Here is a 23,915-nt window from a genome sequence, read left to right as displayed (position 1 = left end):
AATTATATGTAGGGTTAGAATGATAAATTTATTTATAACTCATCTAAAATACGGGTTATTTTCTGTACGGAATTTTTAAGGTTAAAAGGCATAAGGTAATTATTCAAAGCCTCTTTATATTGTAGAAAAGTATCTGGATGTAATAAAGCCTGCTTCATTCCGGAGTAGATGCCTTCTTCGGAATTATCTACGATCATACCAAGTTCCCCGTTGTTCAACATTTCCTTTACCCCGGAAACATCTGTAGCAATAATTTTCTTTTTTAAAGTTATGGCCTCAAATAAAACCGTAGGAAAACCTTCATATCTTGAACTTAAAATATAAAAGTCGGCACTTTTAAAGTAGGGATACGGGTTATCCGTAAATCCTAGCATGGTAGCCGTTTCATCTATTCCAAGTTCCGATTTCAAATTTTTGATATTTTCAAAATCATATCCGTCTCCGATAATTAAAACCCTATGTTTTAAGCCTTCATCAATAAGTCTTTGGTGAACTTTTAAAAGTCTGTCAAATCCTTTTTGTGGAAATACGGTTCCCACGGAAACAAAAGTGGGTACAGACGAATCAAAGCTGTAATCATCAATTGATTTTTCTGCTTTTTGTAGAATTTCCTCTGTGTCAAGAGGGTTGTAGATCTTAATAATTTTGTGTTTCTCCGATTCATTTTTTGCTGCCTTATAAAATAGCTGTTCAATCTTTTCAGAAATAACCAGTATTTTATCAAATCCGAAAAATTTACGGATTTCATCATGGGTATATCCTTTGACTTGTGATAAATCATTATGGATCCAGACGATTTTTTTAGATGATTGAAGAGGAGAATTTAGAATTTCATCCCGCATTCCGTGGATAGCGGCAAACTCAATGTCATATTTTTTATTTTTTAATTTGCCATTGTAAAGAAGAGATGGAAATCGGTTTAGTGATTTCTGATAAATAACACGGATTGCTTTTTTAGGAATATCCTGTATACGGTTTGTAGTAATCATTTCACCTTTATTAAGGTAAATGACATTGATCCAATCCGGGACTTCCGGTAAATATTTTCCAGAGTATAAGTTTAAGAGTAAATCAACTTCATAGCGATCAGAAGGTAAATTTTTTAGAAAAGTTACAAGTACTTTTTCTGCGCCGCCGTGACGTAGGGAACCAATTCTGATAAGGATCTTTTTCTTAGGCACTATTTCGAAGTTTTGAACTTTTGAGGTAAATTCAATTTCAGCCACTGGTTAAGCTCTTTTCTATTCTTTTCAAGATGGATAGGATAGTCAATCGTGGTTTTTTTTAAAACATCAGCATAATCTTCTATTTCGCAAACATATTTGGCGGGATTTCCTGCGTAGACAGTATGTTCAGGCATTGATTCGGACAAAACTGAATTAGCTCCGAGAACACAATTATCTCCTATTTCAACATTTTGTAATATTACCGAATTGCTACCGATGGCACAGTTTTTCCCCACTTTTATCCATCCGAAATTTCTTACCTCTTCATAGCCTTCCAGCTTCCTGATATTGGCAGTAGCTCCTGAATGGGTTACAAACGTTACTCCAGAGGCAATTCTTGTATCATCTCCAATTTCCACGAGAAATGGTTCGGAGCCAAAGGAAACATTATTTCGTACCACTACATTCTTTCCTAGTTTTAGCCCGCTGTTTTTGCATATTTTAAGGTAAACGGAATGTTGGAAATCCTGAATAAGGGTAGATATTTTATTAATAATCTTATATATCATCATAGTAAAACAAAGTTAGAAATTATTTTATAAATTTGTCCCTCCAAATATATAACACAATGAAGATCGAACATTTTTGCGAACTGCTTCAGCAAGAACTTAACGAAAAAACTACAATAACTGCGGATACGCATTTTAAGGAATTAGAGAGCTATGGATCTCTGTCAGCAGTTTTGGTTATGCAGTTGGTTGAAAATCAATTTGGCGTAAGCCTTAATCCAAGATCTTTCAGAAGTATTAATACTATAAAAGATTTAACGGAGGCCATAGGAAAAGAGAAGTTCGACTAGTCTTTTAAATTCTTTTTCAGAATAACCTTTTTGATACTAGGGTAAATTTTATTTTCCTGAGTGTCTATTTCCATTGTTTCATATTCGGAAAATCCAAATTTAGCATAGTATTGTATAAGGTGCGGGCTGCTTTCGAGTACATCTATGTAAAGTTCATCAGTAAGATTTTTCATCTCCGAAATGATGTGCTTTAATAAAAATTCCGCCACCCCTTTTCCTCTGAAGAGATCATCTACAAAAACATATTGGATCAGGTATTTGTTTTCAGAATAACTTTTGGTCTCAGGTAAGTTTTTTGCCTTATGTATGAATGAAGATAAATGATCACCTTTCAGATGAATCGGAAATAATTCACTTTTATTCTGATAGTAATTGACATTGGTAAGGATCAGTGCACAACATCCTGCAGCTATCCCATCCACTTCTGCTATGGTATATGTATTCAGAGATAATTCAGTATCGAAGTTCTCATCATCTAAAAAAAATTGATTAAGATATTCTTTAGTCGTATCAATGTCGCTTCCGAAAATATTGCTGTAAGTATCAGACAGTGATATTGGATGGGTCTCAATGGCTAATATTCCTTTTATGATCAAGGGAATGTCATCTTTTGTGGCTTTTCTGATGCTGATCATAACAAAGTCTTTTTTAATTCGTTTCGGTCTATTTTTCCGGATGTATTGACCGGAAACTTTTCGAGTTTAATGATTTTTGAAGGAATACAATATTCCGGAAGATTATCTTTCAGGTGAGAAAGAATTAAATCCTCATTGGCACTTGGCTCATTGATAAACAAGATGAGAATATCATTATTGTTTTTGTCCTTGTGAATAACAGCAACACTGATTGCGTTTTCCAGTTTTTCATTTGAAAAATATTCGATTTCTGCTAACTCTACTCTGAAACCATTGATCTTAGCCTGAAAATCGATCCTGTTCAGATAGAAATAATCTCCTTCATTATCTTTTACGCACCAATCCCCTGTCCTGTAGAAAGTTGTATGATCTCTTTGAACAAATGCTTCTTTTGTTTTTTCTTCATTTTTCCAATAAGAATTTGCCAACAATTTTCCGGATAATAAAAGTTCTCCTTCGTTCATTTCATTGTCAGAAAAGCTCATTGTAGAGTTGATAACCGATTTTCCGATACTTATGATGCCATTTTTTTCTTTTATCGGGTCTTCCACTTTATAATGAGTGCAGAAAATTGTATTTTCTGTTGGTCCATATACATTGTAGATACTGGCATTGGGTACGAAATCTTTCCACCCGGTAATCTGCTTTGTCAATAATGCCTCACCACAAAATAAATTTAGCCTTAAGCTTTTATTTTTTATTTCGGGATCAAGGTAAGGTATGATCAGATTTAAGATGCTTGGAACCATTAAGGCTATCGTAATTTTATCTGCTTCCAACAGGTCCAGGATCTGCAAAAACTTAGTTTCTTTTTTATGAAGACCAACAACCGTTGCTCCGTTTAACCAGGGAATCAGATAACTCATTACCGAAAGGTCAAATGTAAGCTCAAACATTTGCAGCACACGATCCTCAGAATTTAATTTTCCAAAAGTTGAATGGAAAGCATCAGAGAAATAGTATAAATTGGAGAACCTGATAGGAACACCTTTTGGCTTTCCTGTACTTCCGGAAGTGAAGAGGATGTAGGCGTTATTATCTATGGAAGACTCTGAAGGTAGTGTAGAAAGGATCCCTTCAGCCATCTTTTTTGTGTCAATCAGCTTAGTTTCATAGTTCTCTGTTATTTCAGCTGATGTAAGGATTGCTTCTATATCCGCTTGCTGAATAACATTCATATTCTTGCTGAAAGGAAATTCTGGATGTATCGGAACGTATGTTTTTCCTGCAAACCAAACCGCAAGAATTGAAGCATACATGTATACATCATCAGTGAGATAGATTCCTACGTTTTGAGAATTTATGGTTTGTAGCTGATATCTTATTTGATGGGTCAGATTTAAGACCTCCTCATAGGTGTATTCTTTATCCTCTATGCTTAAGCAGACTTGTTTGCTGTTCAGGAGAAAAGATTGGTATAAATTTTCAATAAAGGAATTCATCTTTTGCAACTTGTGTTATGATATACTTAAGAGTTATTGGTTTTTAATTTTACTTTGATATAGATTCTCGATAATATTTTCCACACTTTTGAAAATTTTTTCATTATCAAAGCGCTTTTCAATATCCTTTAGGTTGTCCTGTATATGCCGAACAAGCTCTTTATTGGTTAAAAATTCCCTGATACCGTTGTACAGACCTTCCTGGGAATAATCTGTCAGGTAACCGGATTCTTTATGGGTAATCATTTCAGGAATTCCCCCCACGTTGGTTGCTAGTATGGGTTTCTGGAGAATCAGGGTTTCCGCAATAATTAATGGCCATCCTTCGCTTTCCGACGGCATGATATAAAAATCTGCATTGGAAACGTATGGGTATGGATTCATTTGGGTACCTAATAGCATGAAAGAATTTTTTACATTTAATTCCTCAATCCTTTTGGAAAGAAGTTCATAATCCTCTCCATCACCAATAACAACAATACGATGATCAAACCCGTCATCAATTAGTTTTTTGTGAGCCTCCAGTAATGTTCTGTATCCTTTTCTATAGTGCAGTCTGCCCACTGATACAAAAGTAGGGAGCTCTTCAAATTCAGGAATGAATGCTTTTGCTTTTGCTTTTAGCTCTTTTATGGGAATAGCATTCAGAACAACTTCGCCCGGAGGCAACTTAAGGTCCGGAAATTTTTCAGTCAATATATCTTTAGATTGCTGTGAACCATAAATGATATAATCAAACTGTTGCATGTTTTTAAAGATTTCCTCACGGTAAGGAGCAAAGCCCTCCAATGAAAGATCTGAATGAAGCCATGCAATCTTTTTAGATTCTTTATTTGTGGAGTTTAGAACGGCTTTATAAATGCCGTATGTAGTTGCAATCTCTACATCATATTGATCTTTTAAAATCCCATCCGTAAGCCTGGGATTTTTGTCGATCTTATTAAGTCTAAATTTTCTTCTAGCCAGTTGAATTTTTTGAATAATCGGATTTTTTGAGAAATCTTCTTTCCCTTCCGCGATGTATACTTTTCTAATGTTGTCAGGAAACTCATTCCGTAACTCTCCCTGATTAAGGCTTAAGCATATTGTGAGCTCAAATTTATCCTTGTTCAGGTTGTTGAGCATACTTAATACTACTTTTTCCACACCGCCAATCTCCATAGAGCGATGTCTGAAAAGAACTTTTATTTTTTTATTATGCTCCATTATTCTGAACTTTTGTATAGATAATTTTTTCTATGAAGTGTGTTTAGTTTCAAGTATATTAATTGTTTTGCAAAAATGTTAATATTTTAATCTTTAATCTGTGTGCCATTTTCGTTTGATAATCAAGTAAACTGAAAACCTCTTCAGCATTTTGATAAACTTGGGGAACAGCTCGCCCATTTATAGATATAATATTTCTTCTTTTAAATGTATTAAAAATAACTTTTGCAAATGAGTCTTTAGCCTTTCCTTTTGATGTTGCCTGAGATACCCCATTAGGATGAAGTCTGTATTTATATAGATCCTTGGCAATAAAGTACGCGTCACCAAAATCTAATATTTTTAAATATAGGTCCTGATCAACGGCACTCTTTAATGTAGAATCAATACCTTCAGTTTTTAAATATATTTCTCGTCTGAATGCTACAAAATGAGCAATCTGGATTGGATAATTAAAAAAATAAGGATCTTTATTTAGGATCTGTTTTGCAGATTTAAAAGGATAAAGAATATTTAAGTTCTGATCACATGATAAAAATCTGGAATAGGTAAGGACTACATTTTTTTTCTGTTTGAAAACTTCTATTGACTCTTCGATAGCTGTCGGAAAAATGGCATCATCGGGATCCACAAATCCACAGATCTCACCAGTGGCAAGCTCAGCGCATTTTCGTTTGGTATAGCCTACTCCCTTATTGGTCTCATTTTCAAAAAACAAAAACCTACTGTCATCGGATATCAGGGATTTTATCATTTCTTTCTCGGTATCAGCAGAACAATCATCCACTATGATAGCTTCCCAGTTCGTATAGGTTTGTTGTTGAAGACTTTCATAGCAATCTTTAAAGTAATTACCATTGTTATAATGTGCTATAAGAACTGAAAATTTCATTTTTTTATGATTTGAAAATTAATTCCTGCTTATTAAGGACTGTTGTATTAGCAGGAATATCTTTATATATGGTGCAGCCTGCTCCTATTATACAGTTATCGCCGATATTTACACCTTTTAATATAGTAACATTGCTTCCTAACCAACAGTTTTTCCCAATTTTTATAGGAGCTTTTGTAAACTCATTATGGAAAATTTTGAATTCCGGTATACTTTGGTGTGCATGGTTATGGTCATATAATTTTACATTTTCACCAAACAAAGTATTTTCACCGATAGAGATGTGGTCTAAACAATTGATAGAGCAAAAATTATTCATAAAAACATTATCCCCAATTTCAAGGATTCCTTCATCCTTAACTAAAATATGAATGTAATTTCTGAAATTAATATTCTTTCCAAAAATTGCTTTTCCAATGTTTTTATAGATGATAAAGTGATTAGAAATCCCCAGTTTTATACTTCCTAAAATTACTTTGGGATGTTTGTGAAGGATAGTAATTTGTTTTTTTCTTTGAAGAGTTTCAAAAAATCGGGAAAGCATTCTTTTATCTTTGTTTATTTTTTTATAAAATTATTGGCAGATCTTTTGCAAGTACCTTACACTAATTTTTATCATTTGAGTACTAAAATTGATTTTAGTTTAAACAAATGTAACTAAAAAAAAATATATTTTTGTGTAAAGTAACACGATGGGAGAATTAAAAAGAGTTTTTACAACATTTGTAGCCTATCTTAAAAGGCCGGATCTCTATCCTGAACTGGGTAGGAAAATTTTAAAAAATACAGTTAACCGAAATAATGCGTTTAAAGGAAAGGAAAAAACAAATTTTTGGGCAAGATCAAAAGCAATTTCCCAGAGAGATGCTATAACAAAGCTTTTTGGCGTAAGTACATTTTCATTTGAATCCAGTTATCGTGAAATTTTAGATTATGCTGTGCAACGAGAGAAGGAGTGTCCAATAAAAATGGGAGGACCTGGAGCCTTAGAACTTATTTATTATGCATGTGAATTTTCGCAGGCGAAAAATGTAGTAGAAACAGGAGTAGCCTATGGATGGTCCTCATTGGCATCATTGCTTTCTCTGGAAAAAAGAAATGGAACCTTGTACAGTTCCGATATGCCTTACCTGGGACAAAATGGAGATCAATATGTTGGATATGTAGTTCCTGAAAATCTTAAAAGAAACTGGAAACTATTCCGTTTTGCAGATAAAGAATCTTTGCCGAAAATTTTTGTTGAGAATAAAATTTTTGATGTTATTCATTACGATTCAGACAAGAGTTATAACGGGATGTCATGGGCTTATAATGAGCTCTATTCCCATTTAAGGAGTGGAGGAGTGTTTATTAGTGATGATATCGGTGATAATTCAGCCTATCAGGATTTCTGTGAAAAAAATCATATTGAAACGACCATTATTGAAATGGATAATAAGTTTGTAGGAATTTTTATCAAGTAAATTATATCAGAACAATAGTATAGATTATTTTCTTATAGTAATGAAATTTTGATATATTAAAAAGATACTAAAGTAAATACTTTCTAAAGTTAATATTATACAATCCAGATTTAATGCTTCGAAAATCTGTAAACAAATATTTTGTGATCATCCCCCATTTTCTAGGAACAGAAGCTTCTGCAATCTGGTAACTTCGGAGAGTCCTTTCAATATGTTTCTTTATATCATTTGAAATCAAATTTTCATGCTGTGCCCAATTATTGACTTCTCTCCAGAGCATAATTCTGGTGGATGAAGGTTTTATTTTACCAACGTCTACCTGTGTAATCCTGTTATTTTCATGAACCCCTCTTACTGCAACTGCAGTATTCAATAGCCCAGAATAAAGGCGGAGATAGAACGATAGTCTGAAGATGAATTCAGTATCCTGGTGAAGTCTTAATTGAGTTTTGAAGAATTGTCCTACTTTAGATAAAGCACTTTTCCTTATTGTTAATCCATCCAGACTAAAAAGGCCAAAACTTCCTTTCATATTAAGAAGGCCGGGAAATACATCTTGAGGATTATGTTTTTTATAAACAGTGGTCAGGCGGTCTTCAAAAATTTTATAGTATTGTTCCTTAGCTTTTTCCGAATAATAGTGTACTCCAATTGCCCCATATACCCCCTCAACATCAGGATTTTGAAAAAGCTCTTTTTCTGCATCAAAACGATTGGGTAAGTAATAATCGTCTGCATCTAAAAAAGCGATAAAATCACCTGTGGCATTTTGGATTCCCAGGTTTCTAGATGCTCCGGCACCATGATTTTGTTTATCAAGGTGCTGATATAATTTTACTCTGTCATGCTCTTCCACCAGTCTTTGACAAACGACCAATGCATTATCCGGAGATTTATCTTCCACAAGAATTACTTCAAATACTTCTTCAAACTGAAGAGCTGATTGCACAGCTTGAGAGATGTAATTCTCTGCATTGTAAACAGGTATAATGACAGATATTTTCATTATGATCAATTAATTTAAACAGGCAAACGATTATACAAGATTACGAAATTAATGAATATCTGAAGTTAATATTATATAATCCAGACTTTATACTTTCATAATCTGTCACTAAATATTTGATTATCATACCCCATTTTTTTAGTTTAGGGGCATTAGCAATTTCAAAACTGCGCTGCATTCTCTTGATATGAATTTTAATATCATCAGATATGGTTGCTTCATCTTTTGCCCACTTATAAGTTTCATTCCAGAGGATAGTCCTTGAAATCGCAGGTTTGGTTTTATTGGAATCTACTTTAGTAATTCTGTTGCTTTCGTGTACTCCTCTCATTGCTATTGCCTGTTCAATGATTCCAGGATATAGTTCAAGATAATAAGACAAACGAAATAAGAATTCCGTGTCTTCGTGAAGCTTCATCGGTTTAAATAATGGATTTAGTTTTCTTATCATCGAAGCTTTTCTGATGGTCAGCCCATCCAAACTGAAGAGTCCAAAACTTCCAAGTTTATGAATTAATCCGGGAAAAACATCTTTTGGGCTATGTTTTTTATATACGGTGGTAAGTGAGTCTTTGAAAAGCTTATAATACTGTTCTTTTGCTTTTTCCGAATAATAATGAACACCGATTGCACCATAAACTCCTTCTACTTCAGGATTTATAAAAAGCTTTTTTTCCGCTTCAAAACGATTGGGGAGATAATAATCATCAGCATCTAAAAAGGCGATAAAGTCTCCAGTAGATTTTTCTATCCCAAGATTTCTACTGGGGCCGGCTCCATGGTTTTTTTTATCCGGATGTTGGTATAATTTAACTTTATCATGCTTTGAGATTAATTCCTTACAAACTTCTAAAGAAGAATCCGGTGATGAATCTTCTACTAAAATCACCTCGAATACTTCATCATGCACTATTGCTGACTCCACTGCCTGAGAAACATACTTTTCAGCGTTATATACAGGAATAATTACTGAGATTTTCATTTCATCTATTTTTGATAGTTAAATCGATATTGTGTTTTTAATATATTGGGGTTTTTAATTGCTTCAATAAAGATATTATAATATTTTATGAGTCCTGTTTTTTGTGATAAATCAAAAGATTTATACTTTAAATAAATTTTTTCTTTGGATCCTGAGGGAATATTTTGTTGCTCAGCCCAATCATATAATGATTTCCAGAAAAGAAGTTGCCTTTGATTGTATTGAGGAGAATATTTAATAATTTTAGTGATTCTGTTGTCATCATGTATGCCTCGAATGGCGACAGGTTTATCTATAATCCCGGACTTTAAGTAACAATGATAAGTCAGTTTAATTATAAAATCCGAATCCTGGTGAACTCTGAGAAGTTCATTGAACATGAGGTTATGCGTGTCGATAGAATGTCTTCTTATAGTGAGTGCATTTAAGTGAAAAAACGTACCGAAAGTTTTAGGTGTTAATCCCATAAGTCCTTTAAAAACCTCCATGCCTTCTGCGGGATAATTTACTGTGGTAAGAAAGGTATCATTAAACTTAGACTGAAATTCCTGTCTCCCTTTTTCGGTTAGATATTCTATACCAATAGCACCAAAGATCCCTTCTATTTTAGGATCTTTAAATATTTCTTTTTCGGCATCGAAACGATTGGGTAAATAATAATCGTCTGCATCTAAAAATGAGATAAAGTCTCCTGTGGATTTTTGCATCCCGAGATTTCTCGAGGCAGCAGCACCATGATTTTCTTTATCAGGATGTTGAAGGAGGATGATTTTGTTGTTTTCACTAGCTAATTTTTTACAGATTTGCAGTGAATTGTCAATTGATTTGTCTTCGACTAAAATAACTTCTTTTACTTCTTCAAATTGTAATGCTGACTGAACTGATTTTTCTAAAAACTCAGCTGCATTATATACAGGAATAATTACTGAGATTTCAAGCATCATAATATAGATTTATTGTTATAAGCCCATAAAGCAAGCTGTAATAAATTCCAATGTTTATGATCGTTATTCAGAAATTTTTGAGCATTATCAAAATCAATATAGTCAAAGATTTTCTGATTAGGATCTTTGAGCAGGTCGTTGGAAAGGTTAATGAGTGACTCTTCTTCAAACCATGCCTTAATGCTCATTCCAAATCCTTGCTTATGCCGTTTTCTTATAGTCTCAGTCCAATACGACCCCATAGCTTCACGGAGTATGATTTTATCGTCATCACCTTTTAATTTCAATTGTTCCGGAAGTTGGATGCAAAATTCAGCAAAATCCATATCGAGAAAAGGGGTTCTAACTTCCAGCGAATTAGCCATTGCCATCCTATCGGATTTCATCATCATATTGCCAGGTACATAATTTTCAAGATCGACCCTCATAATATCATTCAGAGAATCAGGGTCAGGAATAAAGCTATAAGGTTGGTGATAATCTGTTGAAATTCCCAAAAGCTTTTGTTCATTTTTATTAAATGCATTTCTTACGGAGTTCTGATGAAAATCCAAAACAGAAGAATATTGCAGATTCTTTTGGGTAACAAAAGAAGTCTTTCTAAAATTCTGATAAAGCTTTAATCCAAATTTTGCGATGATGTTTTTATAGCTAAAATGATTTCTTAGTTGATCTTCAACTTTATAAAAATGGTATCCTCCGAATAATTCATCACCAACATCTCCTGATAGAACAACGGTAAGATTCTTTCTTGCGTTCTTACAGATTTCATAATGTGGGAGATAAGAAATATCAGCAAAGGGCTCATCCAGAAAGGGCGAAACTTTTAAAAGTGAAGCTGCTATATCCTGTTTTTTTTCATGAACTTCAATGTGGTTGGTGTTGTACTTTTCAGCAATTTCTTTTGCGTATTTCAGCTCGCTATCTTTATGATCATAGCCAAAACTAATAGTAGTTTGTTTAGGTAAAAATTCATTAACTAATGCAACAATAGAGGAAGAGTCGAGTCCTCCACTTAGAAAGCTTCCCACTTCCACATCTGCAATAAGCTGTTTTTTAACCGCATTTTTTAAAAGATATAAAAATTCTTCTTTAGCATCAGATAAGCCTATAACTCTGTCTTTCGCAGGTAAATTATAATAGCGTGAAACTTCAATTTTTCCATCCTTCCAGATGAGTTGATGGGCTGGAGGAAGTGCAAAGATATTAGCATATATACTTTGATATGTGTTTACATATCCATTCTGGAGATAGTGTCCTAATGCATCAGGATTTACCTTAGGCTGTATAAGTCCGGAAGCAAGGATTGCTTTGATTTCTGAGGCAAAAATAAATTCATTGTTATGTCCAATAGCATAAAAGAAAGGTTTTTCTCCAAAACGATCACGGGCGCAAAACAACTGTTGCTTTTGTTCATCCCAAATAGCAAGTGCAAACATTCCGGGAAGATCATGAATGAGGTTTTCCTGCTTCCTTTGATACATGGCTAAAATCACCTCCGTATCAGAACTTCCATGATATGGATATTCAGCATACCTTTTTTTGATGTCAAGATAACCGTAAATTTCACCATTCAGAACGATGCACTCGTTTTTTGTGTTGGAGTACATGGGTTGAATTCCATTTTCAGATAAATCGATGATTGATAATCTGCGATGTCCCAAAGCAATATGATCATAAAATTCATAATGGGAAGAATCCGGGCCACGATGCGCAATTGCATCAGTCATTTTTTGGATTTCTTCTGTATAATTTCTGGCATTATTGCTGATAATTCCTGCTATTCCACACATTTGTTTTGTTTTTTCATCACCATTTTGTTAAAAAAATTCCATCTCTTGGGACTAATTTACGAAAGATTGAGAAAAGAAGGACCTTCCTGTTTTACCTTATTTCGAATATCAATAAGTATTTTTTCCTCTTGGGATATTTTTTTATATCGGTGAGATAATTTTTTATATTCGGTTCTGTTCCCTAGTAAAAGGTTTTTGAAAATACTCTGTTTCAGCGATTTTTTCTCAAGCTGTAAGGCGTTGGGTAAGTTTGGATTTATAATATTTGTTTCAATACGCAGATCTTTATACTTATTGTAATCAATCTTATTCAGTAATTGTACTCCATCATGCACTGCCTTACTAGAGGGTACGAGGATGATCTTTTTTTTATGAAAATGAACCCGATTTACATATTCATTATCTTCGCCATAGTGGAAAAAATAAGGATTAAATCCGCCAACTGTTTCTATCGTTTGCTTCGGTAGAAGCCAATGTGCTGCGTTAATAAAATTGATTTCGTAGAAAGGTTTTATTGTTTGAAAATAAAGATCAGAGATTAATCTCGTCTTATCACAGTTCTGAGCTATATATTTATCTAAAAAAATATCCAGGTATTTTTCTGATCCGTCTACCTGCATTGGGCTTATAATTCCAATGTCGTTTTGATCGGGGTGGGTATTGTAGACTTGCAGGAGGTTCTTTATACTATCCGGATATAACCATGCATCCTGATTCATTAAATAAAAGAAATCTGCACCATCCTTATATGCTTTCTCAATTCCGATGTTATTAGCTTTTCCAAATCCTAAGTTTTCTGGGGACTGAATAAACTGTATTTCAGGAAATTTTTCTTTTATATATTCCTGTGTGCCATCAGTAGATCCATTATCAATAACAATGCACTGTACAGGGACAGAAGATTCTCTTAGACTTGTAAAGCATCTTTCTGCCCATTTCATGGCATTGTAGGTAACAATAATAAAATAAATCTTAGGTATCACTGTTTTTATATTTTTTAAATATATTTTTGAGCTAAATTGTTTAAATAGACATCAGGTTTTAATCCTGAGAAAAAAGCATCCGTATTTTGGTCAAAAGTTACTTTATAAAAATCTCCTTCTTCGACCTCATCATAGTAAGCTTCCTGTTGTATCTGATCCTGAATAGCATTGACAATCTCTCTTAAGTTATAATAATAAGGAAATGCAAAGTTGATTGTTTCGTTTTTTACAGATCTGCATGTAGTATCAAGAAAGCCTGAAATATCATCAATATCTAATAACAATCTTCTGGCATTACGATGAACTGTAAATCTACTGTTATCTTTAATTTTTGTTTTGAGAAAGTTGAAAAGAGTATTGGGATTACCTCCTTTTCCTACAATGTTTCCAATTCTTAAGATAAGATAATTATTAGATTTATTCTTAATGTAATTTTCCATTTCAAGCTTATGTAATACATAATTGCTTTTCTGCTTTGATTGATCATGTACACTTAGAGTGGAAAAATATACCAATTTCTTTTCTTTATTATTTACAAGGGCGTTGCTTAAAAGATCAAATTCTCTTTTAAATTCGGTTTCTTTAGTTTCAAGGGAATTTGAAACACCAGAAGCAAAATAAAGAACATCTTCAGTATCTATATTTTTTAATGAATTAGCAATAAGCCCGTTTCCTATAATCATATTTTGTGTTTATTAATCTATACAAAACTATTGTTTTGTTTTTTTATCTGATATTTTTGTTTAATTGTTCTTCTGCTCCATTTAATGGTATGGTATAATTTGGTCGGAGTAAAGGAAAATTTAGACAAAACATTATAAAAAAAATAACCAATGCTAGCCTTAAAAAAATCAATTTTACTTATCATATTTGAATAAGACATAAGGGTATAATAAAAATAGCTCTTAAGTTTTAATTGGCTATAATCTGAGTTATATTTTTTTATAAAGGGAATAATAGCAAAATCTTTTTTCATGACTTCTGAAGTTACATTTTTTGAAATACTGGCTCCAAATTGTCTGTAGGTACTCATTTGTTCCGGAAATATTTTTACTTTGCCATAGCAACCTGCCAATAAATATAAACATCTGTCTGCGGAAATAATATCCGTTGGAAAGTCATCCTTTAATATCGATTTTCTAAAAAAAAAGGTGGATGTCTGACATATTTTCAGATCGGTTAAATCATCTTTTAACAATTCATCTCCCGGATGATCAGTAAAACTATGGCTTGGGGTTGGAGTATCTTCATATACAACCTTAGAATCTGCTCCTACAGCTGAAAAATCGGGATGAGATTCCAAAAAATCAAATTGCTTTTGAATTTTTGAATGGTCAATCCACAGATCATCTCCATCTAGAATAGCAATATATTTTCCTGAAGCTTTTGAAAAAGAAAATAGAGTATTTTTAACATAACCTAAATTGGGTATGTTTTTAAAATATTTGATTCTGTTACCTTTGGGGTGTGTGGTAATAAGTTGATTAATAATATCTTCTGTGTTGTCGGGAGAATTGTCATTGCATACAATAATTTCATAGGAACCGGAAAATTCCTGGGAAAAAATACTTTCCAGACATTCTTTGATATACTTTTCATGTTTATATGTAGTGATGCAAATACTGATATCCATAATGAGTTAGATTGTAAACAGGTCTGACAATTTCAAGTCTAAATATTTATGACGAATACATTTCGCTATATATATCTTCTTGTCAAGAAAGTTCATTGTTTTCAAATAAGAATTCCTATTTTTAATAAAGGCAGAGTATATTTCTGTTTTTTGAGGATCCTCTTTAGGATTTATTTCCTGAAGCCTTTCAATAGATTTTAAATATGGCCATACATAATTTTTAAAATACTTTTGGTGTACCGAAAGACTGGAGGGAGTTTCAGATTTCTCAGAATTATATCTGAGCCCATATACCTGACCAGGATGAAGTCTGTAGGAAGAAAGGGCTTTTGGAATGAATCCCAATTTATTTTTAATACTCAGTATTTGTACAATAAAATAATCATGAGCCATTGGAAAATCTTTGATATTGTATTTTTCAAGTGCATTTTTTCTTATGGCAAGTGCACAACCCAGAATAAAACTACCTTTACTTACTAATGAAACAAAAAGCTTATGCTCCCGAATGTCATTAATAATACTTTCGTGTGTTATATTTTTCCAATTAAGATATGATGGCTGAACACTATTTTCATCGATTAGTTTTAAATCATGAAATACTCCATCGGAATCAGGGTTTTTCTGGAAGAAAAGAATCGTCTCCTCTATCTTGTTCTTTTCCCATACATCGTCTTGATCACTAATAATTATGATTTCACTATTGCATAAATAGATCGCTTTTTCAAAATTTCTTATAAATCCTAAATTGGTTTCGTTTGTAAATACTTTGATAATCTCAGGATACTTTTTCTCATAAGTGCTTAAAATTTCAATTGTTCGGTCAGTAGAACCGTCATCGCAGATGATCAGCTCATCAGGAATCAAAGTCTGATGTAAAATGCTATCTAGCTGAGTGGATAAATATTTTTCACCATTGTATGTACACAGTGCTACTGATACCTTCATAATTTGAAAAATTTAAAAACTTTACTTACTAAAACATACCTTTTACTGTTTAAAATAGCTTTTAGGTGTTTGTTTTCGGAGGTTAACTTTTCATTAGCTTCGAATAAATTTTCAAAACTTCCAAGCTCCTTCGTGAAAAACTCTATATGTTTTCTATAGATTATATTGTGAGTATACAATTTCTTTGAATTACCATTTGCCGACATTTCTTTTATCATAGATATTTCTTTAATTCTATAATAAAACCCTACTTCTTTAATTTTGAAAACATTACCTTTTTCCTTCAAAAGAGAAATCCAGAAATCCCAGTCCTCCCATCCGTAAATAAGGTTAGTATCATAGCCTCCTGCCTTCATCCAGTCCTCTCTTTTAAAGAAAGCAGAACAAAAAATCATGTTTTTTACGGCAAGCATCTTTCTGCTATAGGCCGGTAGTTCCCAACTTCCATTTTCTGAACCAAATTTTTCTGCTTCACAATAGATAATTGTATATCCTTTATTAAATTCTTTTGCAGCTAAATCAAGGTACCTGCTGCTTATTTTATCATCGGCATCCAATGGTAATATCCATGTTCCTTTTGAGATTTCTATACCCGCATTCCTGGCTGAAGATAATCCTCCGTTTTCTTTATAAATATACTGAAAACGAGGGTCTTTCTCAATCCATTTTTTTGCTATCTCTTCTGTGTTATCCGGAGAACCGTCATTTACAATAATACATTCCCAGTTCTCATAATTTTGATCGAGAACTGTTTCTAAGCATTCATCAAGAAATTGAGCCTGATTGTAGCATGGAACGATTATGGAAATTTCTGGATTCATTTTTTTAAATGATTTTATTTAAAAGTTTAAATAATGGAACCGGTAGCTTATAATGTATGGCAGTATATAATCGTTTTATTTTAAAAGGATAATTTTTGTAGGCTTTGAGATATTGCAAAGGTAATTTTTCACCCGATATATAATGTTTCTGTGTTATTCCGTTTATTTTATCTTTTATATCACCATTTTTATCAAACATCATTTGAAGAATCAAGGTTTCCATCTCTATTCTTTCTTTTTTAGCAGAAGAAAGATTATTATCATGAATTCTGTAATAAGCTAGTTTTTGAGGAATGTAAGCTATGTAATAAAGAGCGCTTATCTTTAGCCATCTAAAATAATCCTCCACTAAAAAGTCTGATTTATATTCTCCTGTATCTACAAGGGCTTTTTTTCGCATGAGAACTGTTAGGGCAGCAATTCTGTTGCTCTTAATTAATTGTTTCCTAAAAAGATCTTTATCAATATTTCCCAGCGAGTTATAATCTGCGATATCCGGAATGCTGTTTGAATTTTCATCTACTCCATATGTGTCTGTGAATACCATTCCGAACCCATTACCTAGTCTTTCCAGTTCTGCTACACATTTTTCTATCGCTTCAGGATGGAGAAAGTCATCGGCTGCAATTATTTTTATGTATTCTCCTTCTACAAGATTCATACAATTGTTCAGCATAGTTGAAAGGCCAGTATTTTTTTTCTGAAAATTGGTTTTGGCTGAATAGCTATTTTTTTTAAGCCAATTTTCATATACAGAAACTGAATCATCCGGTGAAAAATCGTCTGCAAGAATCAATTCTATGTATGGATAGGTCTGTGATTTAATACTATCCAGACATTCGTTAATATACTTTTCATGATTATAGCTACTAACTATAATACTTACTAACCCTTTTTTTTCCAAAATAATTATTCTAATTGTTCCTTTGCCCCTTCAATTCCTAACAAACTCTGTACCTTTTCTCCGTGAGCATCTAAGGAATAAATAAGTTCTCTTTGATCTTTCTTTACCAGATAGATTTCAGATGGGACTATATTAGCATTGTCGATTTTCTTTGGAATCACTAGCTCTAACGTGTAGCCAGCAATAAATTTTTCGTTGAGGAAATCCGGTTTTATGTGAATTGTCGGATTAAGTGAGTCTACCGACACCCTGTTCAATTTAGTTGCTACTAACTTGGATGTTAATGGACTTAAACCAATGCGGAAAAGTTTACGTTGTTTAATATACTGAAATCCATTTTCTTCAAGGGTTACCGGATTATGATAAACCATTTTTTCGAGATGCTTAAGAAGTCCTTTGGAATTATAGATTGTTCCATCAACAGAAAAAGGATAAGACCAGTGATGAATAGTCGTATCGGTATAATAATCCCATTGATAGTAGTTGTTCTTTTTCTCAAGATATGATGGTTGTCCATCCAAATTTTCACCAACGTACAATCTGTAAGAAGCATTTTCAGGATTGGCTCTTATGATGTCAAACACTTCTTTCGGAATTGTAATATCATCATAAAAAACTCCATCATCTGTATTGAACATTAGGAATTCACAATTACTGTTGCGAATGATTTTTTGAAGTAATCCTTTGAAATTATCTCCGTTTTTATTAAATAAATTTTTTTTCTTGAAGAATTCCCAATCTTTTTTTGAATTAAGTGATTTAAAATAAGATAAATCGAAAATAACGCTCTTTCTTTCAATAAAATTTACATGCTGTTCTGCATATTTTTTCTTAAGAAGTTCATATCCTTCCTTATGAGGTCCACTCGTATGATATAAAACAACGATTTTTGAATCTGTTTTAAAATGTTTTAAAGTAGATTGTAATAAGTAATCTAACTGAATCGCACGATTGTAAGAAAATATTATATTGAGAACCATTAGAATGCATTTAAGGTTTGTATAACTTTTAAAATTTCCTCATCTGTCATTACTGGGGAAATTGGTAAACTTAAAACCTCATTATGAATCTTTTCGGTAACAGGCAGACTAAGTTCCTTCCATTCTGAGTATGCTTCCTGATGATGAGGTGGAATGGGATAATGTATGAGGGTTTGGATTCCATTTTCTTCAAGATACTTTTGCAGCTTATCCCTATCTTCTGTTCTGATTACAAAAAGGTGATATACATGGCTGTTTTCTTCTAATTTATGTTGAGGGAGAATAATCTTTGGATTTACAATTTCCTTAAGGTACCTATCCGCAATTTTTTTTCGTTCGTAATTTTCTGCGTCTAAATATTTTAATTTTACAGATAACACAGCAGCCTGAATTTCGTCTAAACGCGAATTGTAACCACGATATTGGTTAACGTATTTTTTTTGAGAACCGTAATTTGCCAAAGTTCTCACGCAAGTCGCCAATTCATTGTCTTTACAAGTGACAGCGCCGGCATCTCCTATAGCTCCAAGGTTTTTCCCTGGATAAAAGCTGAATCCTGCAGCATCTCCTAAACTTCCTGATTTTTTGTTTTTCCACAATGCTCCAATTGTTTGAGCATTATCTTCAATTATTTTTAGATTATATTTTTCTGAAATTTGTTGTATTTTCTCTGAAAATACAATACTCCCATATAAATGAACAAGTAGAATTGCTCTGGTCCGTGAAGTAATTTTTTCTTCTATTTTAGAAGTGTCAATGTTGTAAGTATTAAGATCTGGTTCTACTAAAACCGGAACTAATTTATTATCTGTGATGGCAAGGATAGAAGCAATATAGGTATTGGCGGGAACAAGAATCTCATCTCCTTCAGTCATAATACCAAGCTCAATATAAGCTCTGAAAATTAACCTTAATGCATCTAACCCATTTGCTACGCCAATGGCATGAGGAACATCGCAATATTGAGCAAGCTCTGTTTCAAATGTTTTTATTCTATCACCCAACAAATACCATCCGGAACGGAAAGTACTTAAGATGGCATCTTCAATTTCTTGTTGATGGGTAAGATTTATTTTCTGTAAATCAAGAAATTTAATCATGAGTATTTTTCTTTAAAAATTTTGCTGGATTTCCAACCCAGATTTCATTGGCAGGAATGTTTTTGGTAACAACACTCCCTGCTCCGATAAGCGAATTTTCTCCAATTGTCACACCCGCCAGTATGGTTGCGTTTGCACCAATAGATGCTCCTTTTTTTATCAATGTATGTTCCAGTTTAAAGTGCTTATTTTTGGATTTTGGAAACAGGTCATTCGTGAAAGTTGCATTAGGGCCAATAAAAACATCATCTTCTATTGTAATTCCATCCCAGATCTGAACACCGGGCTTTATTGTTACATTATTCCCTATAATTACCTTATTTTCTATAAATACCTGACAATTGATATTACAGTTACTTCCAATTTCTGCGTCTTTAAGAATGACGCAGAATTGCCATATGTAGGTTCCTTCACCTATGTTTTGAGATTGTACATCAGCCAGAGAGTGAATCATTTTTTATAATTTTTAAATTCCTCAAAATCTCTGAAATAATCTTTCTCATCATAAAGTTCTGATGCTAAACACAGGAGTACAGCATTGTGGCTAAACTTGATATCTCTCCAAATTAGTTTAGGAATATAGAGGCCTTTCGAAGGTGAATCTAAAATAAAAGTTTCTCTATTTCCCTGAAGATCAAGCGTGTTAAATTCTATAATACCAGAGGTTGCAAATATCACTTGTTGAAGTTCTTTATGTGCATGACCTCCTCTTATAACATCCTGAGGAGTATAATAAGTCCAGTAAACTCTCTTTATTTCAAAAGGAGTGTCTTTTTGTGTTTCTGCAACAGTAATATATCCCAAATCCTGGGAGCCAATTTTAGAAAAATTTATGATATGTGGGATATCCATCGAATGAATATAATTAGTTAGTAATAAATTATTTCAAGTAAATGTATAAATTTTATATAACAAAGGATGTAATGGACTTTAATAATATGTTATCCAGATATCCATTATTTTTACATTTTCTCATAATTTACATTATGTGTAATTTTTGGAAATAAAACTCCTGGAGATTTAATTATTTCCCCGAATTGATTTTGCATTCCATTTACTTCAAAACCAAAAATTTGTGTTCTGAATGCAATGTCTGATCTATTAACACCCCAGAAAAAATCAAAATAATAGGAATCCTCATTAAGGGTATAAGGAGGTATTTCAAATGTAACAGTATAATCTCCTTTTTGAGATTCTCTGTTAGTACTTAACATCAGTCCAGTACTCATTACTGTAAGATCGTGGCTATTTTTAAGAAGAAAGGAAAGATCAATATCGACATTCGCCATCTTTGACATAAAAGAAACAGTCACAAGGATACCTGACTTTATATTAATCATATCTCCATTAATTGGTTCGGTTTTGAAGGATTTAATTAAAATCTTCTCATTTTCAAGCTTTATAGGATCATCCAAATAATTGTAGAAAAATTTGGCTTCATTATTTTTTTGATATTCTATAATACATTTATTAATATCCCCCTGATTGATTAATAAACCTTTATCTAATAATAATGCAGTGTTACAAAGCTCTTTAATAGCAGTAATATTATGACTTACAAAAAGTACAGTTCTTCCTTCTCCTTTGGTGACATCACCCATTTTCCCCAGGCATTTTTTTTGAAATTCCGCATCTCCAACAGCCAAAACTTCATCTACAATAAGAATTTCCGATTCTAAATGAGCAGCCACAGCAAATGCCAGACGTACATACATACCTGATGAATATCTTTTTACCGGAGTATCTATATACCTTTCTACGCCAGAAAAATCAACGATCTCATCAAATTTTCTTGTGATTTCCTTTCGGGTCATACCCAAAATTGCCCCATTTAAAAATACATTTTCCCTGCCTGTCATTTCCGGATGGAAGCCAGTTCCAACCTCAAGCAAAGAAGCTATTCTTCCTTGGGTGTAGATTTTTCCCGTTGTGGGTTTGGTAACTTTACTTAAAAGTTTTAATAGTGTTGATTTTCCTGCACCATTTCTGCCAATAATTCCTAAAGCATCCCCTTGCTTTGTTTCGAAATTAATATCTCTAAGTGACCAAACATATTCGGAATCTCCTTTTGAAGTTCTGTCATTAGCTTCTCCAATTTTCAAATAAGGATCTTCCTTACCTCTTAACCTGTACCAGAATCTATTAAGGTCATGAGAAAGTGTGCCTGTTCCAACTTGTCCTAAACGATATTGTTTTGATATATTTTCTGCTTTTAAAGCGAGCATATTTTTTTAGTTTAATAATTATACAGTATCCATAAATGTTTTTTCAACCTTATTGAAAACAACAACTCCTATCCCCAAAAGAATAAGGATGATTATAGTACTTATTCCAAGCATCAATGGTGAAAAATCTCCAACACCTAACCATCCATACTTAAAACATTCAAAAATACCGGTTAATGGGTTGTAATAGGCTAACTTTTTAAAATATCCGGGTAGAGATGATACAGGATAGATAACCGGAGTTGCATACATGTATAAGCTTACACCAAAGCCCAATAGCATGTTAAGGTCTTTGTATTTTGTTGTAAGAGAAGAAAAGATCATACCAACACCTAATGCGAAAAGAGCCATAAGAACGACCAAAAACGGAGTAGCCAAGATCCATATATTAAAATGAATATCTCCTTTAGCGAGATAGTATCCCCAAACAATGATGAACAAAAAGAATTGAACACCAAGACGCATTAAATTTGAAATTACAATTGAAATAGGGGTGACAAGCCTCGGGAAATATACCTTTCCGAAGATAGCCGCATTTCCTGCAAATGTATTGGAAGTACCAAGTAGTGCCCCTGAAAAGTAGTTCCAAAGAGTAACCCCAGCTAGATAAAATAGCAATGGTGGTGCACCGTCTGTAGGTAAGTTAGCAAGTTTCCCAAAAACAATCAGATACGTAATTGTGGTGAAAATCGGATTAATAAAAAACCATATAGGTCCCAGAATCGTTTGTTTGAAACTGGATATAAAATCCCTTTTCACAAACATATAAATAAGATCTTTATATCTCCATACTTCTTTGAGCCTTAAGTCAAATAAAGTATGGTTGGCCTCAATGGTTTCTGTCCACTTTTGTTGTGGTTCATTCATTTGTGTTAAGTTTATGCAAATTTATAATAATTAATTTTCTCATAGTTCTATATATTATGAATTGTTATTCATGTAAAAACTAAAAATAATAACTAATATATTGATATTTATTATTATAAACAAAAGCTGTAATCATTGAAGATAACAGCTTTATAAATTCCTGATTTAAGATTATTTGTTTACGAGTTGCGTAAGGTATTTGCCATATCCGCTTTTTCCGTACTTTAAAGCTGTCTGTAATAACTTTTCCTCGTTAATAAATTTATTTCTAAATGCAATTTCTTCAATACATCCGATTTTAAATCCTTGTCTCTTTTCAATAACACTTACAAACTCTGAAGCATCATGAAGAGAATCAAAAGTTCCGGTGTCAAGCCACGCTGTCCCTCTGTCCAAAACACCAACTTCCAGCTTTCCTTTTTTAAGATAAACATTGTTTACATCTGTAATTTCAAGCTCGCCTCGTGCAGAAGGTTGTATGTTTTTTGCAATTTCAACAACTTCATTGTCATAAAAATATAAGCCGGGAACTGCATAATTGGATTTTGGATGTGTAGGTTTTTCTTCTATAGAAACAGCTTTAAAATCATCGTCAAACTCTACAACTCCATATCTTTCGGGGTCGGAAACGTGATAGGCAAAGACAACTCCGCCATCAGGATTTGTTTTGTTTTTTAAAAGGGTTCCCATTTCAGATCCATAAAAAATATTATCTCCCAATACTAGTGCTGCCGGATCATTCCCAATGAAAGAATCTCCAAGAATAAAAGCCTGAGCAAGACCATCCGGGCTTGGTTGCACCACATATTCAATATTGCAACCTATCTGAGATCCATCTCCTAATAGTTTAACGAAACCTTCCTGGTCATGAGGGGTTGTTATAATTAATATATCCCTTATTCCCGCCAATAAAAGTGTAGATAAAGGATAGTATATCATTGGTTTGTCATAAACAGGCATTAACTGTTTACTTACTGCAATGGTAAGAGGGTAAAGTCTAGTACCGGAACCACCGGCTAAAATTATTCCTTTCATGTATTTGTTTTTTTATTTTTTCAATTATGTCCTA

The 23,915-nt window shown here is 33.0% G+C and carries 26 protein-coding genes; 2 read left to right on the top strand and 24 right to left on the bottom strand.

Annotated features, from left to right (window positions below; all coding sequences use genetic code 11):
• Nucleotides 1-32: 32 nt before the first annotated feature.
• Both AAEU33_RS03425 and AAEU33_RS03420 read right to left on the bottom strand, forming a co-directional pair.
• Complete coding sequence (locus tag AAEU33_RS03425; RefSeq protein WP_345990936.1) at nucleotides 33-1,181, bottom strand: glycosyltransferase; 1,149 nt, start codon at nucleotides 1,179-1,181, stop codon at nucleotides 33-35.
• The gene (locus AAEU33_RS03420) at nucleotides 1,181-1,738 is read right to left on the bottom strand and encodes an acyltransferase (protein ID WP_345990935.1); all 558 of its coding nucleotides are present in this window, start codon (nucleotides 1,736-1,738) and stop codon (nucleotides 1,181-1,183) included. The genes AAEU33_RS03425 and AAEU33_RS03420 overlap by 1 nt, the downstream gene beginning before the upstream one ends.
• Nucleotides 1,739-1,794: 56 nt before the next feature.
• Here AAEU33_RS03420 and AAEU33_RS03415 point away from each other — a divergent pair, with 56 nt between their 5' ends.
• Nucleotides 1,795-2,025 (top strand): acyl carrier protein, encoded by a 231-nt coding sequence (locus AAEU33_RS03415; protein WP_172282309.1) that lies wholly within the window; start codon nucleotides 1,795-1,797, stop codon nucleotides 2,023-2,025.
• Here the strand turns inward: AAEU33_RS03415 and AAEU33_RS03410 are convergent.
• The 5 genes from AAEU33_RS03410 to AAEU33_RS03390 are packed head-to-tail and all read right to left on the bottom strand — an operon-like array spanning nucleotide 2,022 to nucleotide 6,744.
• Nucleotides 2,022-2,660: a GNAT family N-acetyltransferase gene (locus AAEU33_RS03410; RefSeq protein ID WP_345990934.1), complete on the bottom strand. Its 639-nt coding sequence runs from the start codon at nucleotides 2,658-2,660 to the stop codon at nucleotides 2,022-2,024. The two genes, AAEU33_RS03415 and AAEU33_RS03410, sit on opposite strands and share 4 nt — an antisense overlap.
• On the bottom strand, nucleotides 2,657-4,102 hold the full coding sequence (locus AAEU33_RS03405; protein ID WP_345990933.1) for an AMP-binding protein: 1,446 nt from the start codon (nucleotides 4,100-4,102) through the stop codon (nucleotides 2,657-2,659). Before AAEU33_RS03405 ends, AAEU33_RS03410 begins: the two co-directional genes overlap by 4 nt.
• A 33-nt stretch (nucleotides 4,103-4,135) precedes the next feature.
• The gene (locus tag AAEU33_RS03400; protein ID WP_345990932.1) at nucleotides 4,136-5,308 is read right to left on the bottom strand and encodes a glycosyltransferase; all 1,173 of its coding nucleotides are present in this window, start codon (nucleotides 5,306-5,308) and stop codon (nucleotides 4,136-4,138) included.
• A 58-nt stretch (nucleotides 5,309-5,366) separates the two neighbouring features.
• Nucleotides 5,367-6,200, bottom strand: a complete 834-nt coding sequence (locus AAEU33_RS03395; protein ID WP_172282317.1) for a glycosyltransferase — start codon at nucleotides 6,198-6,200, stop codon at nucleotides 5,367-5,369.
• A gap of 4 nt (nucleotides 6,201-6,204) precedes the next feature.
• A complete protein-coding gene (locus AAEU33_RS03390) occupies nucleotides 6,205-6,744 on the bottom strand; it encodes an acyltransferase (protein ID WP_172282319.1) in 540 nt (179 codons plus the stop codon).
• Nucleotides 6,745-6,892: 148 nt separating this feature from the next.
• On the opposite strand from AAEU33_RS03390, the gene AAEU33_RS03385 reads away from it, so the two are divergent.
• Nucleotides 6,893-7,663: a class I SAM-dependent methyltransferase gene (locus tag AAEU33_RS03385; protein WP_345990931.1), complete on the top strand. Its 771-nt coding sequence runs from the start codon at nucleotides 6,893-6,895 to the stop codon at nucleotides 7,661-7,663.
• A gap of 67 nt (nucleotides 7,664-7,730) precedes the next feature.
• Here the strand turns inward: AAEU33_RS03385 and AAEU33_RS03380 are convergent, their stop codons facing one another.
• The 17 genes from AAEU33_RS03380 to rfbA form a co-directional block, all read right to left on the bottom strand.
• Nucleotides 7,731-8,669 (bottom strand): glycosyltransferase family 2 protein, encoded by a 939-nt coding sequence (locus AAEU33_RS03380; protein ID WP_345990930.1) that lies wholly within the window; start codon nucleotides 8,667-8,669, stop codon nucleotides 7,731-7,733.
• Between the two features lie 40 nt (nucleotides 8,670-8,709).
• Nucleotides 8,710-9,651 carry a glycosyltransferase family 2 protein gene (locus tag AAEU33_RS03375; protein ID WP_345990929.1) on the bottom strand — a complete coding sequence of 314 codons (942 nt, stop codon included), beginning with the start codon at nucleotides 9,649-9,651 and terminating at the stop codon, nucleotides 8,710-8,712.
• Nucleotides 9,652-9,656: 5 nt separating this feature from the next.
• A complete protein-coding gene (locus AAEU33_RS03370; protein ID WP_345990928.1) occupies nucleotides 9,657-10,595 on the bottom strand; it encodes a glycosyltransferase family 2 protein in 939 nt (312 codons plus the stop codon).
• Nucleotides 10,592-12,388 carry an asparagine synthase (glutamine-hydrolyzing) gene (asnB, locus tag AAEU33_RS03365; RefSeq protein ID WP_345990926.1) on the bottom strand — a complete coding sequence of 599 codons (1,797 nt, stop codon included), beginning with the start codon at nucleotides 12,386-12,388 and terminating at the stop codon, nucleotides 10,592-10,594. The genes AAEU33_RS03370 and asnB overlap by 4 nt, the downstream gene beginning before the upstream one ends.
• A gap of 56 nt (nucleotides 12,389-12,444) precedes the next feature.
• Nucleotides 12,445-13,371: a glycosyltransferase family 2 protein gene (locus AAEU33_RS03360; protein ID WP_317168561.1), complete on the bottom strand. Its 927-nt coding sequence runs from the start codon at nucleotides 13,369-13,371 to the stop codon at nucleotides 12,445-12,447.
• Between the two features lie 14 nt (nucleotides 13,372-13,385).
• Nucleotides 13,386-14,054 carry a hypothetical protein gene (locus AAEU33_RS03355; protein WP_345990924.1) on the bottom strand — a complete coding sequence of 223 codons (669 nt, stop codon included), beginning with the start codon at nucleotides 14,052-14,054 and terminating at the stop codon, nucleotides 13,386-13,388.
• A gap of 17 nt (nucleotides 14,055-14,071) precedes the next feature.
• Nucleotides 14,072-15,004, bottom strand: coding sequence for a glycosyltransferase (locus AAEU33_RS03350; RefSeq protein ID WP_172282331.1), 933 nt, complete (start codon nucleotides 15,002-15,004; stop codon nucleotides 14,072-14,074).
• 6 nt (nucleotides 15,005-15,010) lie between these two features.
• Nucleotides 15,011-15,949 carry a glycosyltransferase gene (locus AAEU33_RS03345; protein ID WP_345990923.1) on the bottom strand — a complete coding sequence of 313 codons (939 nt, stop codon included), beginning with the start codon at nucleotides 15,947-15,949 and terminating at the stop codon, nucleotides 15,011-15,013.
• A complete protein-coding gene (locus AAEU33_RS03340) occupies nucleotides 15,946-16,770 on the bottom strand; it encodes a glycosyltransferase family A protein (protein WP_172282335.1) in 825 nt (274 codons plus the stop codon). Before AAEU33_RS03340 ends, AAEU33_RS03345 begins: the two co-directional genes overlap by 4 nt.
• Before the next feature lie 4 nt (nucleotides 16,771-16,774).
• On the bottom strand, nucleotides 16,775-17,674 hold the full coding sequence (locus tag AAEU33_RS03335; RefSeq protein WP_345990922.1) for a glycosyltransferase: 900 nt from the start codon (nucleotides 17,672-17,674) through the stop codon (nucleotides 16,775-16,777).
• 5 nt (nucleotides 17,675-17,679) lie between these two features.
• Nucleotides 17,680-18,654 (bottom strand): hypothetical protein, encoded by a 975-nt coding sequence (locus AAEU33_RS03330; RefSeq protein WP_345990921.1) that lies wholly within the window; start codon nucleotides 18,652-18,654, stop codon nucleotides 17,680-17,682.
• The gene (locus AAEU33_RS03325) at nucleotides 18,654-19,754 is read right to left on the bottom strand and encodes a DegT/DnrJ/EryC1/StrS family aminotransferase (protein WP_345990920.1); all 1,101 of its coding nucleotides are present in this window, start codon (nucleotides 19,752-19,754) and stop codon (nucleotides 18,654-18,656) included. Before AAEU33_RS03325 ends, AAEU33_RS03330 begins: the two co-directional genes overlap by 1 nt.
• Nucleotides 19,747-20,208 (bottom strand): acyltransferase, encoded by a 462-nt coding sequence (locus AAEU33_RS03320; RefSeq protein WP_273650483.1) that lies wholly within the window; start codon nucleotides 20,206-20,208, stop codon nucleotides 19,747-19,749. The genes AAEU33_RS03325 and AAEU33_RS03320 overlap by 8 nt, the downstream gene beginning before the upstream one ends.
• Nucleotides 20,205-20,606 carry an FdtA/QdtA family cupin domain-containing protein gene (locus AAEU33_RS03315; RefSeq protein ID WP_273650484.1) on the bottom strand — a complete coding sequence of 134 codons (402 nt, stop codon included), beginning with the start codon at nucleotides 20,604-20,606 and terminating at the stop codon, nucleotides 20,205-20,207. Before AAEU33_RS03315 ends, AAEU33_RS03320 begins: the two co-directional genes overlap by 4 nt.
• A gap of 110 nt (nucleotides 20,607-20,716) precedes the next feature.
• The gene (locus AAEU33_RS03310; protein ID WP_273650485.1) at nucleotides 20,717-21,979 is read right to left on the bottom strand and encodes an ABC transporter ATP-binding protein; all 1,263 of its coding nucleotides are present in this window, start codon (nucleotides 21,977-21,979) and stop codon (nucleotides 20,717-20,719) included.
• Nucleotides 21,980-21,997: 18 nt separating this feature from the next.
• Complete coding sequence (locus AAEU33_RS03305; RefSeq protein WP_172282349.1) at nucleotides 21,998-22,846, bottom strand: ABC transporter permease; 849 nt, start codon at nucleotides 22,844-22,846, stop codon at nucleotides 21,998-22,000.
• Nucleotides 22,847-23,017: 171 nt separating this feature from the next.
• Nucleotides 23,018-23,881 carry a glucose-1-phosphate thymidylyltransferase RfbA gene (gene rfbA / locus AAEU33_RS03300; RefSeq protein WP_345990919.1) on the bottom strand — a complete coding sequence of 288 codons (864 nt, stop codon included), beginning with the start codon at nucleotides 23,879-23,881 and terminating at the stop codon, nucleotides 23,018-23,020.
• Nucleotides 23,882-23,915: the final 34 nt, after the last annotated feature.

The organism is Chryseobacterium sp. Chry.R1 (genome assembly GCF_039645525.1).
GTDB lineage: Bacteria > Bacteroidota > Bacteroidia > Flavobacteriales > Weeksellaceae > Chryseobacterium > Chryseobacterium proteolyticum.
This window is presented reverse-complemented; position numbering and strand designations above follow the sequence as displayed.

Bases quoted from the DNA above. Each gene is read 5' to 3' on its own strand.
- AAEU33_RS03420 (WP_345990935.1), bottom strand. From the start codon at position 1,738: ATGATGATATATAAGATTATTAATAAAATATCTACCCTTATTCAGGAT.
- AAEU33_RS03415 (WP_172282309.1), top strand. From the start codon at position 1,795: ATGAAGATCGAACATTTTTGCGAACTGCTTCAGCAAGAACTTAACGAA.
- AAEU33_RS03410 (WP_345990934.1), bottom strand. From the start codon at position 2,660: ATGATCAGCATCAGAAAAGCCACAAAAGATGACATTCCCTTGATCATA.
- AAEU33_RS03405 (WP_345990933.1), bottom strand. From the start codon at position 4,102: ATGAATTCCTTTATTGAAAATTTATACCAATCTTTTCTCCTGAACAGC.
- AAEU33_RS03400 (WP_345990932.1), bottom strand. From the start codon at position 5,308: ATGGAGCATAATAAAAAAATAAAAGTTCTTTTCAGACATCGCTCTATG.
- AAEU33_RS03395 (WP_172282317.1), bottom strand. From the start codon at position 6,200: ATGAAATTTTCAGTTCTTATAGCACATTATAACAATGGTAATTACTTT.
- AAEU33_RS03390 (WP_172282319.1), bottom strand. From the start codon at position 6,744: ATGCTTTCCCGATTTTTTGAAACTCTTCAAAGAAAAAAACAAATTACT.
- AAEU33_RS03385 (WP_345990931.1), top strand. From the start codon at position 6,893: ATGGGAGAATTAAAAAGAGTTTTTACAACATTTGTAGCCTATCTTAAA.
- AAEU33_RS03380 (WP_345990930.1), bottom strand. From the start codon at position 8,669: ATGAAAATATCTGTCATTATACCTGTTTACAATGCAGAGAATTACATC.
- AAEU33_RS03375 (WP_345990929.1), bottom strand. From the start codon at position 9,651: ATGAAAATCTCAGTAATTATTCCTGTATATAACGCTGAAAAGTATGTT.
- AAEU33_RS03370 (WP_345990928.1), bottom strand. From the start codon at position 10,595: ATGATGCTTGAAATCTCAGTAATTATTCCTGTATATAATGCAGCTGAG.
- asnB (WP_345990926.1), bottom strand. From the start codon at position 12,388: ATGTGTGGAATAGCAGGAATTATCAGCAATAATGCCAGAAATTATACA.
- AAEU33_RS03355 (WP_345990924.1), bottom strand. From the start codon at position 14,054: ATGATTATAGGAAACGGGCTTATTGCTAATTCATTAAAAAATATAGAT.
- AAEU33_RS03350 (WP_172282331.1), bottom strand. From the start codon at position 15,004: ATGGATATCAGTATTTGCATCACTACATATAAACATGAAAAGTATATC.
- AAEU33_RS03345 (WP_345990923.1), bottom strand. From the start codon at position 15,949: ATGAAGGTATCAGTAGCACTGTGTACATACAATGGTGAAAAATATTTA.
- AAEU33_RS03340 (WP_172282335.1), bottom strand. From the start codon at position 16,770: ATGAATCCAGAAATTTCCATAATCGTTCCATGCTACAATCAGGCTCAA.
- AAEU33_RS03330 (WP_345990921.1), bottom strand. From the start codon at position 18,654: ATGGTTCTCAATATAATATTTTCTTACAATCGTGCGATTCAGTTAGAT.
- AAEU33_RS03325 (WP_345990920.1), bottom strand. From the start codon at position 19,754: ATGATTAAATTTCTTGATTTACAGAAAATAAATCTTACCCATCAACAA.
- AAEU33_RS03320 (WP_273650483.1), bottom strand. From the start codon at position 20,208: ATGATTCACTCTCTGGCTGATGTACAATCTCAAAACATAGGTGAAGGA.
- AAEU33_RS03315 (WP_273650484.1), bottom strand. From the start codon at position 20,606: ATGGATATCCCACATATCATAAATTTTTCTAAAATTGGCTCCCAGGAT.
- AAEU33_RS03310 (WP_273650485.1), bottom strand. From the start codon at position 21,979: ATGCTCGCTTTAAAAGCAGAAAATATATCAAAACAATATCGTTTAGGA.
- AAEU33_RS03305 (WP_172282349.1), bottom strand. From the start codon at position 22,846: ATGAATGAACCACAACAAAAGTGGACAGAAACCATTGAGGCCAACCAT.
- rfbA (WP_345990919.1), bottom strand. From the start codon at position 23,881: ATGAAAGGAATAATTTTAGCCGGTGGTTCCGGTACTAGACTTTACCCT.